A 14195-nucleotide genomic window follows, 5' to 3' on the forward strand; every position below is an offset into this window, starting at 1 on the left:
ACCTTCGCGTCCGTGCAACCGACGCCCGGGGCGGCGCGTCCGGCCTCCGGGGCCTTCGCCTCCGTGCAGCCGACACCCGCGCCCGCCCCCGCGCCCGCCGCCCCTGAAGATCCGGAGTCCGAGGCCCGCCGCGCCGAGCGGCAGGCCCGCCTCGCGCGCCACCCGTACATGGCGCGCAGCCACAAGCTCACGGAGCTCATCGCGCGGGGCAGGGCGGCCATCACGCGCGGAGACTTCGAGCGGGCCTACCAGGACTTCAACCACGTGCTGGGCCTGGATCCGAAGAACCGCGAGGTCGCCGCGCTGCTCGTCGACGCGCGCCGCAAGCATGATCAGCACCGCGCCCAGGCCGAGGTGGAGCGCGGCCAGCAGATGGAGATGCGCGGGGACTTCGCGGGTGCCCAGTCGGCCTACAAGCTGGCCGTCTCGCTCAACGGTGACAACCCGGAGGCGGCGTATCAGGCCGCGCGCGTGGGCCGGGAGCTGAACCAGGACCCCCAGGAGGTGCGCGCGCTCGCCCAGCGGGCAGTGGAGCTGAAGCCCGGCCGGGTGGAGTACCAACTGCTGCTGGGACAGGTGTTGCTCCTGGCGGGGCAGAAGAAGCAGGCGAAGCACCACTTCGAAGAGGTCGTGCGCCTGGATCCGGACCACGCCGAGGGCCGCGCCGCCCTCAAGAAGTTGCGTTGGACGTTCTCGTGAGGTGCATACGTCCCCATGGCTGAGTCCGAACCGCTGATTGGCATCGACCTGGGGACGACGAACAGCCTCGTCGCCACCGTCCAGGACGGCCAGCCCGTCATCATCAAGAACCGCACGGGCGTGCCCCTCACGCCGTCCGTGGTGGCGGTGTCGAAGAACGGCAAGCGGCTGGTGGGCGGCATCGCCAAGCGGCAGGCCATCACCAACCCGCAGGAGACGGTGTCCGCGGCGAAGCGCCTGATCGGCCGCAAGTTCTCCTCGCACCCGGTGCAGGACGCGCTGCGCGCGCTCACGTACCAGGTGGTGTGCGGCGCGCACGACGACGTGCGCATCCGGCTGGCGGGCCGCGACCTGGCCGTGCCGGAGATCAGCGCGATGATATTGGCGGAGCTGAAGGCGGACGCGGAGGCCCACTTCGGGCGGCCCGTCACCCAGGCCGTCATCACCGTGCCGGCCTACTTCAACGACGGCCAGCGCCAGGCCACCAAGGACGCGGGCCGCATCGCCGGGCTGGAGGTGCTTCGCATCATCAACGAGCCCACCGCGGCGGCGCTGGCGTACGGCTTCGGGCGCACGGTGAACGGGAAGATCGCCGTGTTGGACCTGGGCGGCGGCACCTTCGACGTGTCGGTGCTGGAGATCAACAACGGCATCTTCGACGTGGTGGCCACCGGCGGCGACACGTTCCTCGGCGGCGAGGACTGGGACCACCGCATCATCGAGTGGATGGTGTTCGGCTTCGCCAAGGAGCACGGCGTCGACCTGCGCAAGGACCGCATGGCGCTGCAGCGGCTGAAGGACGCCGCGGAGAAGGCGAAGGTGGAGCTGTCGTCGGTGAAGGAGACGCAGCTGCACCTGCCCTTCATCTGCACGCCGCCGGGCGGAGGCGCCGCGCTGCACCTCCAGACGACGCTCACCCGCGAGAAGCTGGAGGACCTGACGGCGGACCTGGGCGAGCGCCTCGTCGGCATCACCTCCGAAGTACTGGGCGAGGCGAACGTGCGCCCCTCGGAGCTGAAGGAGGTCATCCTCGTGGGGGGCATGTCGCGCATGCCCCGCATCGTGGAGCAGGTGCGCCAGTACTTCCGCCGCGAGCCCTGCAAGGGCGTGCACGCCGAGGAGGTGGTCGCCCTGGGCGCCGCCATCCAGGCGCACGCGCTGGTGGCGCAGGAGGGGGAGCTGCTGCTCCTGGACGTCACGCCGCAGAGCATGGGCGTGGCCATCGCGGGCGGCTACGTGCGCCGGCTGATTCCACGCAACACCACCGTGCCCACGTCCGCGACGGAGGTGTTCGCCACGTCCAAGGACTTCCAGCGCACGGTGAAGATCATGGTGCTCCAGGGCGAGCACGAGCTCGCGCACCACAACGAACTCTTGGGCGAGTTCCTCCTCACCGGCCTGCGCGAGGCGCCGCGCGGTCAGGTGGAGATTGAGGTGACGTTCGACATCAACGCGGAAGGCATCGTGTCCGTGTCCGCGCGCGACCGGGACACCGGCCTGCGCCAGTCCATCACCGTCACCGCCTCCAGCGGCCTCACGGAGGACGAGCTGCGCCGCATCATGGACGAGCAGCGCGACTGGATGGTGACCGCGCGCGCCTCCGAGGAATTGAAGACGAAGCGCGTGGAGCTGGACACCCTGGCCCGCGACCTGGTGGACGCGCTCTCACGCGTCCGGCTCATGCCCGGCTCCGGAGGCCTGTCACCCGACGTGGTCGCCCGCGCCGAGATGGCCCTGGACCACGCGCGCCAGGTGCGCGGCGGCGAGGACGTGGGCGCCCTGACGCGGGCCTGCGAGGCGCTCTCCCAGAGCCTGCCGCTCTTGCGCTCGGCCACCCCGCGCGGGACGCCAGGACGGTAGCCGCGCATGCCCGGGCCCTCCGCCACCGCCCGCCGTTCCTCCCTGACGCGGGGCACACGCCCGTGCCACGCTTCGCGATGGAGCCGCCCATGAACACGCTGCGCGCCCGGCAGCTCGTCGAAGCGGGGTTGCTGTTGCGACTGAGTGGCGACACGCCGGGCGCGGAGAAGCTGTTCCTGCGAGCGCTGGAGCTGGATCCCGCCAACACGCGCGCGCGCCAGCTCCTGGGACAGGGCGGTGGTGCCACGGGCCCCGGGGCCGCGCGGGCGGCGAACGCGGCGGGCCCCGACCTGGAGGGGGACTGGGGCGCCTGGGCCGAGTCCGCCACCGCCGGCCCCGCCGTGCCCCTGCCCGAGTCCGTCAGTCTCCCCGAAGGAACCGGGATGCGGGGCGACGCGTTGGATCTCATCGCGGAGGAGCACCGCACGCAGGAGTTCGGCCTCCCGGAGACCTTCTCCGGGACGGGCGGCCCGCTCCCCCAGGGCTCCGAGGTGGAGTGCCTGCTGCGCGGGGCAGAGGATTTGCTGACGCTGGATGACCACTCGGGCGCGGTGGACCTGCTGCGCCGGGCGCAGTCGCTGGCGCCGGAGGATCCACGCGTGGAGGCGCTGAGAGATCGCAGCGAGCGCATCCTGGTGTCCATGCTGGAGGCCCGCCTGGGCGACCTGAGCCGGATGCCGCGCGTGCGCCTGCAGCCGGACGACATCATCTGGCTGAACCTGGATCACCGCGCCGGCTTCGTGCTCGCGCAGATTGACGGCGCGGTGAGCTTCGACGACCTCTTCGCGCTGTCGGGGATGTCGCGGCTGGACACCGCGCGCATCCTCGCGCAGCTGCTCGACGAGGGCATCATCGCCCCCGGCGAGTCCCCGGGCTTCACGCGGGGCGGATGACGGCCGTCCAGACGCCGCGCACCACGGGTTCGCCGCGCGCGTTCTGCGTCTGGGTGGTGACGACGAGGAAGTCCATCCCGGCCTTGCGGTAGATTTCGGAGATGTGGCCCGTGGTGGTGAGCACGTCCCCGGGGCGCATCACCCCCAGGAACTCCAGCTCCTGCTCGCCGTGCACCAGCCGCACGCGGTCCACGCCCAGCTCCGGATCCGCGATGGCGGCGCTGAAGGGGCGGATGGCGAACACCACCGCGAAGCTGGGGAAGGCGATGACGTCCCCGTAGGGCCCCGCCGCCGCCGCGTCCTGCGAGTAGAGCAGGGGGCTGACGTGCGCGGGCGGCTCGCCGAAGGTGCCCGCGGAGGGCACGGAGCCCCCGAGGATGAGGGAGAACTCGCGCAGCTTCTCCCGGCCGATTTCGTAGGTGAACGGGCCGTACGCACGGCCGATGAACTTCGGGTCCAGGGCCATGGCTATCCGAGCGAGGTTTCGACGACGGCGCCCCGGAGGACGGGCTCGCCGCGCTGGTTGGTGGCGGTGACTTCGGTGGTCAGCCGGCCGTCCGCGACGGCGACGACGCGGCCGGTGAAGGTGACGGTGTCCTCGGGCAGCACCGGCCGGGAGAAGCGCACCCTCACGCGGCGCACGAGGCCCGGGTCCCCCACGAAGACAGCCACGGCCTCCACCGCCCAGCCGAGGGTGCAGAGCCCCTGGAGGATGACGCCGTTGAAGCCGGCGAGCCTCCCCACCTCCGGGTCGATGTGGATGGGGTTGTAGTCCCCGGAAGCGCCCGCGTAATAGACCGGCCGGAGCCGGTCGCACTGACGGACATGGGTGAAGGTGTCTCCCACCTGGAACGTGCGTGCCATGAGGCCGGGAAGCCTACCGCTCCCCCTCCACGGGTGTCCGGTGGAAACGAAGAGAGGGGCGGCCCCCACCTTGAGGACCGCCCCTCCGTGACTTCAGGGCTTCAGGACTTCCGGCCGACTACGCCTTCTTGCGACGGCGCGTCAGGCCCATGGCCGCGAGCAGGGCCATCAGCGGGGCCATGCCGCCCACGGAGCCACCCGTGGACGAGCAGCCACCGCCCTTGTTCTTCACCTTCACCGTGTAGTTGAGCTCCCCGGTCGAGGCCCCGTCGGAATCCGTCACGGTGAGGCTGAACGTCAGCTCCGTGTCGGAGTTCACCTTCGGCGCCGTGAACTCCAGCTTGGAGGAGTCCGTACCCGTGAGGCTCACGCTCGGGCCACCCGTCTGGGTCCACGCGTAGGTGAGCGTGTCCCCGTCCGCGTCGGTGGCGTTGGAGGTGAGGGTCACCTTGGCGTTCTCGTCCACGGTGATGGTGCCACCCGTGCCCGTCGGCGCGCGGTTGGCCTTGTGCACCGTCACGTTGACCAGGTCGGACGCAGACACGCCGTTGGCCGTCGCCGTCAGGCGGAAGGACAGGACGGTGTCGGCGCTGACGTCCGGCGCGGTGAAGGTCGCGGAGGCGGTGTCGCCCCCCGTGAGCGTCACGGCCGGGCCATCCACCTGGGTCCAGGCGTAGGTCACCGCGTCACCTTCCGGATCCGTGGCCGTGCCGGCCAGCGTCACCGACGTGCGGGCATCCACGTCCTGGTCGGCGCCCGCGTCCACCACCGGCGCGCCTTCGACGTGCAGCACCGTCACGGCCACCGACTTGGAGGCCTTCGCGGTGCCGTCCGACACGGTGACGGTGAAGGTGAGCTGCGTGTTCGCTGCCACCTCGGGGGCCAGGAACGTGGCCTTGGCCTTGGTGGCGTCGGTCAGCGTGACAATCGGGCTGCCGCCCGTCTGCGTCCAGGTGAAGGTCAGGCTCTCGGAGTCCACCGTGTCCGCGTCCGTTGAAGCCGAGGCATCCAGCGTCACGGGCGAGGGGTCACGCTCGTTCACCGTCGCCGGCGTGGCGACGGCCGAGGCGACGGGGGCCTGGTTCACGTTGATGATCTGGATTTCGACCGTCTTCGGGAGGCTCGTCTTGCCGGCCTTGTCGGTGACGACAAGCTGGAAGGCGACGATGTCGCTGTAGTCCACGTCCGCGATGAACGACGGGCCCGAGGAGGTCGCGTCGTCGAGCGTGACCGGCGTGACGCCGCCCACCTGCGTCCACTGGTAGGTGAGCGTGTCACCGGCGGCGGCGTCCGGGTCGAAGCTGCCCGTGCCGTTGAGGACGATCTTCGTACGGTTCAGCACTCCACCCACGAGGGTCCCTTCGGGAACCGCGGCGAGGCCCACCCGCGACGGGCCCGCGTTCGCGAACGGACGCAGGTTGCAGGTGCCGGTGGAGGCCGGCTGCTCGGCCTGCGCCTGGAACACCGGCGTCGCGCCGGTGAACACCACGTCATCCACGTCCAGGCCGTACGCGCCCACGGCCACGTCCGCGCCAATGCGGAAGCGGAAGCGGACGTTCTTGAGGCCCAGGCTCGGGAAGAAGTCCTTGAAGTTGATGGACGCGGACTTGAACGCCGGGAAACCCGTGCTCGCCCTCGCCATGGCCATGCGACCCTCGAGGGGGTTCCCACCGCCCGTTTCGAGTTCGGTCGTGTAGCCCGGATCCGCGTCCACCACCGGGTACAGGTCCCAGGGGTCGGTCCAGCTGATGCCATCCACCGTGAACTCCAGCACCGCGCCGTCATAGGCAGGGCCGGTGGTGGTGGGGTAGCCCAGCTCGAAGGAGTGGCGGTACTTGTAGCTGATGGTGAAGTCAGCCGCCTCGTCCACGGTCATCCACGGGCTGGTGAGCGTGATCTCCGACGCCACGGACGGGTTGAAGCCGTGCACGTAGCGGTTCTCCACCGGACCCTCGAGCTTGAAGTCACCCGAGGCCACCAGGTTGTCCGAGACGGTCCACGAGGACAGGTCGGACTCGAAGGACTCCGTGTTGCTGGTGGTCGGAACGTTGTCGTAGTTGACGCGCGGGTCGTACGTCACCGTCTTCGCCGAGGCCGGGATCGACGGCTCGTTGAAGACGACCGTCAGGCCCGCGCGGGCGTTCGCACCGGACACCGCGCTCAGGTCCACCTTCAGCGACACGGTGGCTTCCGCGCCGCGCGCCAGGGCCGGGATGGAGACCGTGTTCCCGTTCGGGAACGCGAGGGTGGCCGTGGTGCTGGTGGTGCTGACCGTGCCCGTGAAGGCAGCCAGGGCCTCGCCGCCCACGTTGCGCACGGTGACCTTGAGGACACCCTGCTCGCCGACGTCGAGGACGCCGTCCACGTCGCAGCCCACCGCGCTGTCATCCAGCTGGATGCGGGTGACCTCGATGTTCGTGCCCGTGGCGAAGCTCTCCACCACGCCGATGTGGTCGAAGGAGTTGCGGTCCGGCGCCTTGGCGCCGAAGCCCGCGCCGCGCTTGGCGAAGGCGTTCACGAAGCGCTGGTAGTCCGTCGGGTCGGACGCCAGGGCGACGGCCCAGAGCGCGTCACGCGCCTCGATGAAGGTGGGCGAGCTCGGCGTCGCCTTGTAGGCGGCGACGAGGTAGCGCTTCATCCGCTCCTGGGCCTCCTGGAAGGGGTACGCGTTCAGCAGGCTCACGTAGCTCTCCCACAGCATCGTGGCCCACACCTCACCGCTGTTGTGGACCTCGCTGTTGAGCTCCGCCCGGAGGTCCGCCATCTGGTCGGCCAGCAGCGGGACGTGGTTCTGGATGTGCTTGAACGTCAGGCCGTTCTTGGCGAAGTCCGTCGAATACGGGATGCGACGGATGCCGTAGTAGTAGCCCTGGTTCCGGCCGCCGCTGCTGGTGTAGCCGGCGGCGTTGTAGACGCCCTGCCACTGGCTGTTGCCGGGCTTGTTCTTGTCGGCCTCACGCACCTGCATGAGCATGGCGGTGAAGTCACCCCAGCCCTCGCCCATGGAGCGGCCCTGGTTGTTGTTGAGGCCCGCGGCGTTGCCGACGAGGCGGTTGCTGATGTAGTGCCCCCACTCGTGGGCGACGATGGCGTTGTCCAGCGTGCCGTCGCGATCCAGGTCCGCGATGCGGCGCAGCTGCACGGACACGGGGCCGTTCGCCAGGTTCGTCTTCCAGACGGTCGCGGCGGCCTGGGCGAGCGACAGGCTGGGGATGGTCACGGCGGGGTTGGAACCGCCCAGCCCGGGAGCATCCCCCGGGGCGTTGTTGGCGATGATCGCCGCGATGGCACCCGCGTCCTGGGCGAACTTCGCCTTCAGGTTGAAGTCGCAGCTTCCGCGGTCGACGAGGGCGATCTTCCCCTCGAAGTAGCCCGGGGCGAACGCCTTGCAGCCCAGCGTGTTGGTCGCCGGGTCCGCGGGACCCGTGGGGCCCGTGGGGCCGACCTTGATCTCACCCTGCACGTCGAAGACGCTGGGGCCGAACGCCGCCGTGTTGGCGTCGTAGACCCCGGCGATGGACGCCGGCGACAGCACCCTCGCCTCGGGGAGGCCGGAGAACACGTACATCTGCATGCGCGGCGACGCACCGTCGGCCGGCGTGCTCATGTTGGCGTTGTCCTTGCCGCCAAAGTCCTGGGCCTGCGCCTGGATGGGGTCTGCCTCCAAGCCGCCGCGGCCGTAGTTGAACGCCTGGGCGTTGCCGGAGGCCTCGTCGAAGCCCGAGTCGTAGAACCAGTCGTGGAGGAAGTTGTTGACGTAGAACAGGTTCACCACCGAGGCCTTGATCTGCTCGGGGGAGAAGCCCGGGGCCTTGGTCGTGTCGTAGACGTACGAGAACGTGTTGGCGCTCGTCGTCTCCGCGCGGAGGTCCGCGCTGCCGGGCTCGAAGCCATCCGGCGCGGCCAGGTCCGCGTACGCGTCCACGTTGTTGCCCGAGGTCTGCGTGGCGTTGGCCGGCAGCCACGGGTCGTTCTGGCTGTAGGGGCTGTTGGCGAGGGTGATGTTCCTCGCGGGGCGATCCAACGGGGCCTGGTAGCCGTCGCGGGTGCCCGTGGGGTGCGGGGTCGCGTCATTGCCCTGGGGACCGTCGTCCGGGATGAACGGCGACGCCTCATCCGCCCAGACCTTGTACGTGAAGGCCGTGCCCCCGGCGTCCGCGGTCAGGTCGTTGCGGAAGAGCACCTGGCCGGTGGTCGCGGAGACCACGTAGCCGAAGTACTGGCTGGAGCGCGCCGCCTTCGGGCCGGCGTTGACCTCCACGTACCAGGCGGGCTCGAGCGCGCCGGACAGCATGTAGAACACCTGCCGGGCACGGGCCGGGATCGCCAGGTGCTGCGGCAGCGCGGACTTCGCGGCCGGAGCCAGCTCGAAGAAGGTGTAGTCACCCCGCGTGCCGGCGTTGACGAACGACGCGGCCTGCGCGCCGGAGCCCGTCAGGTCCTTGAACGCGCCGGAGAGCGCGTCCGCGGCGCCCAGGCGGAAGGCGCCGGTGCGGCTCTTGGCGCGCGCGCTCTGGGTGAGGTCGGACGGGGCCAGGTAGCCGCTGACGGCCACCAGGCGCAGGTCCTGGCCCATGATGACCTTGACCTCGTTGCGGAAGACCGGGATGCCGTTCACCGTCTGGTTGAACGTGGCGATGATGGCGCCCTTGCCGGTGTTGTGCATCGAGCGGAGCGTCGCGCCGCCGACGTCCGTGCGCGACAGCCGGTAGCTGTCCGCCACCGTCTGCAGGTGGGCGCGCGCCGCGCCTTCCGCGGTCATGCCACCGCGGATGACGGACTTGGACTGCGCGCCATCCTGAGTCGCCCAAGCGAAGGTGGGCACGCCGAGCCGCTGCTCGGTCTGCTCGACGCGAAGTCCGCGAGCCATCGCCGTGGAGGGGTCCACGGCGAGCGCGCGGGACTCCCGCTGCTCCAGGAACGCGTCGTAGTTCGACCGCTCCTTGGCCCACGCACTGGTGCCCGCCATGGGCACCAGCAGCAGACTGGTCAACAGCTTTTCCCTGAGACGCATGCGCCTTCCTTCTTGGGGGTGATGAACGACAATCGGATGAGGGGGACTGCGGGAGACGACGACTGCGAAAGGAGCACGCCGGGGGGGCGGACTCCCTACGGCTTCAGGACCGTGCTTTGACAGCCCATAAGGGAACGCAGCCCGACGCCTGGGGTCGCATCGATGCGACGGCGTGAGGCCCGACGAGAAATCACGAAACAAGGGGCGCGCGCGGAGGGCGCGAAGCGCTCCTCGGGGCCGGACAGGCGGGGCGCGACACCGGCGCCCGGAGTGAAACACTCGAATCGCTTGTCAACGATGACGGGCAAACGCTGCGCTCCCACCCACTGCTCCGGACGCGGTGTTGCTCACCGGTCCGGATTCAAGTGAGGGTGCATGGTAACCAGGACACTGGATCTTTGAAAAGAGGGGGTCCCCTCATCTTTGCGTTAGCAACCCAGTAACAATTGTCAGTCTGGAATAAGCGGGACGCGCGCTCCGCGCCTCTCCAGCAGACAGGCGGGCGAAGCGCGGGGCGCGACGGCGCGCCGCACCTTGCGCGTGAAACACATCCCTGCTCAGCGGCGCGAACGTGGCGCGGGGCTGTCGTCGGAGGAGGAGAGGGAGGACTGGTCGAGCGGATCCTCGACCTCCGCGCCCTCGCGGCGCAGCTTGTACTGTTCGCGCACGTAGGTGACGAGCTGGTCCAGGTACGAGGACAGCGGCGGGCACCTCACGCCGGTGCCGTCGAGCAGCTCCAGCGTGTTGTGGCAGTTGTAGATGGCCAGGTGGTTCACGTAGCTGATGGCGGCGCGCTGGGGCCGGGCCAGCTTCTCCAGCAGGGGCAGCCGCAGCATCACGTCCGCGGCGCGCGCGGATAGGTTGAAGCGCGGCAGCCGCTTGTTGGACTTCTCCGCGATGAGCTCGTACACGCGCCGCGCGCTCATGGGGTTGGGGTCCACCAGGTGGAAGGTGCGGCCCTTGGCGCGGTCGTCCCGCGACAGCCGCCACACCGCCTCCACCACGAAGTCCACCGGGACGACGTTGAGGGGCGCGACGCCGTTGCCCGGCAGGGGCAGCGGCACCACCAGCGGGGACGTGACGAGCAGGATGCCCAGGTAGTAGGGGCCCTCGAAGCGGTCAATCTCCCCCGTGCGCGAGTCACCCACCACGCTGGATGGCCGGAAGATGGTGACGGGGAGGGTGGCCGCCGCGCGCTGCACCAGCCGCTCCGCCTGGAACTTCGTCTCCTCGTACGCGTTGCGGAAGCCCTGGCCGCGCTCGAGCTCGTCCTCGGCGATGACGCCCACCCGGTCGCCGGACACGTAGCAGGTGGAGAAGTGGCTGAAGCGCGACAGGTGCTCGCAGTCGCGCGCCAGCTCCAGCAGGTTGCGGGTGCCGTCCACGTTCACCCGCCACGCGGTCTCCTTGGGCACGCCCAGCTGCGACACGGCCGCCAGGTGGAAGATGTCCGTCACCCGCTCGCACAGGCGCTGGTACTCCTCGCCGGACAGGCCCAGGTGCATGTCCACCGCGTCGCCGGTGAGCAGCTCCACCTTCGCGCCCTGCACCTTCGCCGCGAGCGCCTGGGCCTCCTTGAAGGCCTTGGGCTGCACCAGCGCGTAGATGTGCCCCTTCGGGTCCTCGCGCGCGATGTGCTCCACCAGCCGCTTGCCGATGAAGCCCGGGTAGCCGGTGATGAAGTAGGTGCCAGCGCTGCTCTTCTTCGGCTTGTCGCTCATTCGGGGCGCAGCATACCCGCCCGTCAGCCGTGTGCGAGCATCGCCCGCCACACCGCCTCCACCTGGGGACGGGTGGCCTCCGGCGCGCCGCTGTTGTCGATGACCCAGGTCGCGTGCTGTCGCTTGTCGTCCAGCGACAGCTGCGCCGCGAGCCGCGCCTCCGCCGCCTGCGCATCCAGCCCGTCGCGCACCATCAGCCGCGCCTTCTGCACCTCCCGGGGCACCCAGACGACCGCCACGCCCTCCATGGCGGTGTGCAGGCCCGTCTCGATGAGGAGCGGCACGTCGTAGACGGCGTGGGTGATGCCCTCTGCCTCCAGCGCCGCGAGCTTCTCCATGAACGCGGCTCTCACCTGGGGGTGCACGATGGCGTTGAGGGCGGCGCGCTCGGCGGGGTCCGCGAAGATGTGGGCGCCCAGCTTCACCCGGTCCAGGCGGCCGTCGGGGCCCACCACGCCGGGGAAGCGCTCGCGGATGCTCTGGAGCCCGGGCGTGCCGGGCTCCACCACCTCGCGGGCGATGACGTCCGCGTCCAGCACGCGCGCGCCCAACTCCCGCAGCATCCGGCTCACCGTGCTCTTGCCGGAGGCGATGCCGCCCGTCAGTCCGAAGACGTGCACGGGTTACTTCGCGGCCTTGGGCGTGGTGAAGACGAAGGACTGCACCGTCTTGCCGTCCTCGTTGAAGAAGATGGCCACGCCCAGCTTCACGTAGAGGAAGTAGGTGCGGAAGTCGTCCGTGAGCTTGCGCAGGTAGCAGGGCGTGGCGGGCACGGCGCCGGCCGGGCACGCGGGGCCGTAGCTGTTCTCGATGGTGTCCTTCTCGATGATGGGCGCGGGGAAGACGTCAATGCGCTCCACCAGCTGCGTGGCCGGGTCCACCTTGAACTGCGCCTGGGTGGTGCCCTTGATGGCCTCCTTGGCGAAGTAGGCCAGGATCTCCTTTCCGTCCTGGGACATGGTCCGGGACGGTTCGCCGAACTTCTTCACGATGTCCTCCTTCTTGGAGGACCCGGGTTCGATGGTCTGCCACGGCTTGGCCGAAGCAGGCAGGGAGACGACGACGGCAGCGACGGCGGCAAGGACGGCAATGACGGGGGTGCGCATCTCGACTCCTCCCTAACGGATCAGGCAGGCGCGCCTCAAGGTCCGTGACCTGAAGCGACGCGCGTGTCCACCCGGCATTCAATCACGAACGAGACGCCTTGCCCCGTCCGGGGGGCTCTGCTACGTGCTCAAGCCATGCGTTCTCGTGCCTTCCGGGTCTTTTCCGCCCTCCTGCTCGCCGCTTGTGGCGGTCTTGCCGGGGCTGCGGACTTCACGGGTCCCGACAGCTGCAAGGGCTGCCACCCGGAGGCGTACGACGCGTGGATGAAGTCCAAGCACGCGCGGGCCACGGAGACCCTGGCGGACGGGCAGAAGAAGGACGCGCGCTGCCTGTCCTGCCACGCGCCGGACCAGGCGGAGCAGACGCTCGCGGCCGTCACCTGCGAGACGTGCCACGGGGGCGGGCAGTACTACTCGCCGTCCTACGTGATGAAGGACCCGGAGCTGGCGCGGCTGGTAGGGCTGGTGGACCCCTCCGAAAAGCAGTGCCGCACCTGCCATGACGCCTCCTCTCCCTCCCTGCGCCCGTTCGATTTCAAGGAAGCGCTGAAGGCCATCGACCACTGGTCCGCCGAACGTGCCCGCAAGCAGCAGACCCGCGCGGATGCGGCCCCCTCCACGCCGGCACCCGCCACGGCGAAGAAGTGACCCCAGCTTGATCAAGATCCTCGACTCCCGCTTCATCACCACCGCCGTGGAATTGAAGGGCCTGCCCACGGACCACGCCGCGGAGGTCGCCTTCGTCGGTCGCTCCAACGTGGGCAAGTCGTCCATGATCAACGCCCTGACGAACCGGCGGAAGCTGGTGCGCGTGTCCAACACGCCGGGGCGCACCCGCACGCTCAACTTCTTCGACGTGGACCTGGACCGGGACGGCACCCGCCACACGGTGCGCCTGGCGGACCTGCCTGGCTACGGCTTCGCCAAGGCGAGCAAGGCGGACAAGGCCCAGTGGCAGGAGATGATCACCTCCTACCTGAAGCACCGGCACCGGCTGGAGGTGGTGGTGAGCATCATCGACGCGGAGGTGGGCCCCTCGCCGGAGGACCTGCGCACGCTCGACTACCTGCAGGAGCACAACAAGCGCATCCTCGTGGTGGCCACGAAGATCGACCGGCTGACCAAGGCGCAGCGCAAGCCCCGGCTCAGCGCCCTGGCCACGCAGCTGGAGCTGCCCCGCGAGGCGCTGGTGCCGTTCTCCTCCACCGAAAAGCTGGGCGTGGAGGAGGTCTGGGGCACGCTGCTGGACACCTTCGGCAAGGCCACCCGCGTCTGAGGCTGCCGGGCCCCGGCACGCTGTGGTAGCACCCCCGGCGTGTCCCAGAACGGCAAGACGAATGGTGGTGGTGCGCCCCTCGCTCCTCGCGAGGTGCGTCAGCGGTTGATGCGCCTGAGCCCGCGCCAGCGGATGGAGGCCCTGCTCGACGGGCCCGACACGCCCGCGATGGTGCGCTCGCTGCCCGCCGAGGACCTGTACGTCACCATCCAGGAAATTGGCCTCGCGGACACGACGGAGCTGGTGCAGCTGGCGTCCCCCGCGCAGTTCCGCACCTTCGTGGACCTGGGCGGGTGGCAGCGGGACAAGCTGGATCCCCACGCGGTGCTGACGTGGCTGCGGGCCGCGCGCGGGGATGAGCCCGAGGACTTCCTTCGCAAGCTGCACGCGGTGGACCTGGAGGTGGTGGAGACGCTCCTCAAGGAGTTCACCACCGTGTACGACCTGGAGGAGGACCCGGACGCCAACCCCCAGGGCATGACGGTGGAGACGCCCGAGGGGCGCTACCTGGTGGAGATCAAGCTGGAGGGCGCGGAGATGTCCGCCATGCGCGCCATCGTCAACGACCTCATCGCGGAGAGCCCCTTCGAGTCCGTGCGCCTCTTCGAGGCCGTGCGCTGGGAGATCCCCTCGGAGCTGGAGGAGACGGCCTTCCAGTTCCGCCGCGCGCGCCTGGCCGACCTGGGCTTCCCCGCGCTGGAGGACGCCCTGGCCCTCTTCAGCCGCGTGGACGTGCCCCCGCGCCCCACCTCCCCCGCGTCC

At 70.0% G+C, this 14195-nt stretch carries 12 protein-coding genes; 6 read left to right on the forward strand and 6 right to left on the reverse strand.

The features are described from left to right. The 3 genes from D7X12_RS30140 to D7X12_RS30150 all read left to right on the forward strand — a co-directional run. On the forward strand, positions 1–699 hold a 699-nt coding region (locus tag D7X12_RS30140; RefSeq protein ID WP_120628705.1), incomplete at its 5' end, for a tetratricopeptide repeat protein. Between the two features lie 15 nt (positions 700–714). Continuing rightward, the gene (gene dnaK, locus D7X12_RS30145) at positions 715–2559 is read left to right on the forward strand and encodes a molecular chaperone DnaK (protein WP_120628706.1); all 1845 of its coding nucleotides are present in this window, start codon (positions 715–717) and stop codon (positions 2557–2559) included. An 89-nt stretch (positions 2560–2648) separates the two neighbouring features. Next, on the forward strand, positions 2649–3452 hold the full coding sequence (locus D7X12_RS30150) for a tetratricopeptide repeat protein (protein ID WP_120628707.1): 804 nt from the start codon (positions 2649–2651) through the stop codon (positions 3450–3452). On the opposite strand, the gene D7X12_RS30155 is transcribed toward D7X12_RS30150, so the two are convergent. From D7X12_RS30155 to D7X12_RS30180, 6 genes are all read right to left on the reverse strand, one after another. Then, positions 3436–3918, reverse strand: a complete 483-nt coding sequence (locus tag D7X12_RS30155) for an FAS1-like dehydratase domain-containing protein (protein WP_120628708.1) — start codon at positions 3916–3918, stop codon at positions 3436–3438. The genes D7X12_RS30150 and D7X12_RS30155 overlap by 17 nt on opposite strands. Before the next feature lie 2 nt (positions 3919–3920). After that, positions 3921–4316 (reverse strand): MaoC family dehydratase, encoded by a 396-nt coding sequence (locus tag D7X12_RS30160; RefSeq protein ID WP_120628709.1) that lies wholly within the window; start codon positions 4314–4316, stop codon positions 3921–3923. 118 nt (positions 4317–4434) lie between these two features. After that, on the reverse strand, positions 4435–9330 hold the full coding sequence (locus tag D7X12_RS30165) for a myxosortase-dependent M36 family metallopeptidase (RefSeq protein WP_120628710.1): 4896 nt from the start codon (positions 9328–9330) through the stop codon (positions 4435–4437). A gap of 557 nt (positions 9331–9887) precedes the next feature. Next, entirely contained in the window at positions 9888–11051 is a 1164-nt protein-coding gene (locus D7X12_RS30170) for an SDR family oxidoreductase (RefSeq protein WP_208719373.1), read from the reverse strand. Between the two features lie 23 nt (positions 11052–11074). Further along, positions 11075–11671, reverse strand: a complete 597-nt coding sequence (coaE, locus tag D7X12_RS30175) for a dephospho-CoA kinase (RefSeq protein WP_120628712.1) — start codon at positions 11669–11671, stop codon at positions 11075–11077. A 3-nt stretch (positions 11672–11674) separates the two neighbouring features. After that, positions 11675–12157 carry a hypothetical protein gene (locus D7X12_RS30180; RefSeq protein ID WP_120628713.1) on the reverse strand — a complete coding sequence of 161 codons (483 nt, stop codon included), beginning with the start codon at positions 12155–12157 and terminating at the stop codon, positions 11675–11677. A 264-nt stretch (positions 12158–12421) separates the two neighbouring features. Between D7X12_RS30180 and D7X12_RS30185 the strand changes: the two genes are divergently transcribed. The 3 genes from D7X12_RS30185 to D7X12_RS30195 form a co-directional block, all read left to right on the forward strand. Further along, complete coding sequence (locus D7X12_RS30185) at positions 12422–12805, forward strand: multiheme c-type cytochrome (RefSeq protein ID WP_244224864.1); 384 nt, start codon at positions 12422–12424, stop codon at positions 12803–12805. A 7-nt stretch (positions 12806–12812) separates the two neighbouring features. Then, positions 12813–13433 (forward strand): ribosome biogenesis GTP-binding protein YihA/YsxC, encoded by a 621-nt coding sequence (gene yihA / locus D7X12_RS30190; RefSeq protein WP_120628715.1) that lies wholly within the window; start codon positions 12813–12815, stop codon positions 13431–13433. 39 nt (positions 13434–13472) lie between these two features. Next, the coding region (locus D7X12_RS30195) for a DUF6178 family protein (protein ID WP_244224865.1) at positions 13473–14195 on the forward strand (723 nt) is incomplete at its 3' end.

The organism is Corallococcus sicarius, from assembly GCF_003611735.1.
Classification (GTDB): domain Bacteria; phylum Myxococcota; class Myxococcia; order Myxococcales; family Myxococcaceae; genus Corallococcus; species Corallococcus sicarius.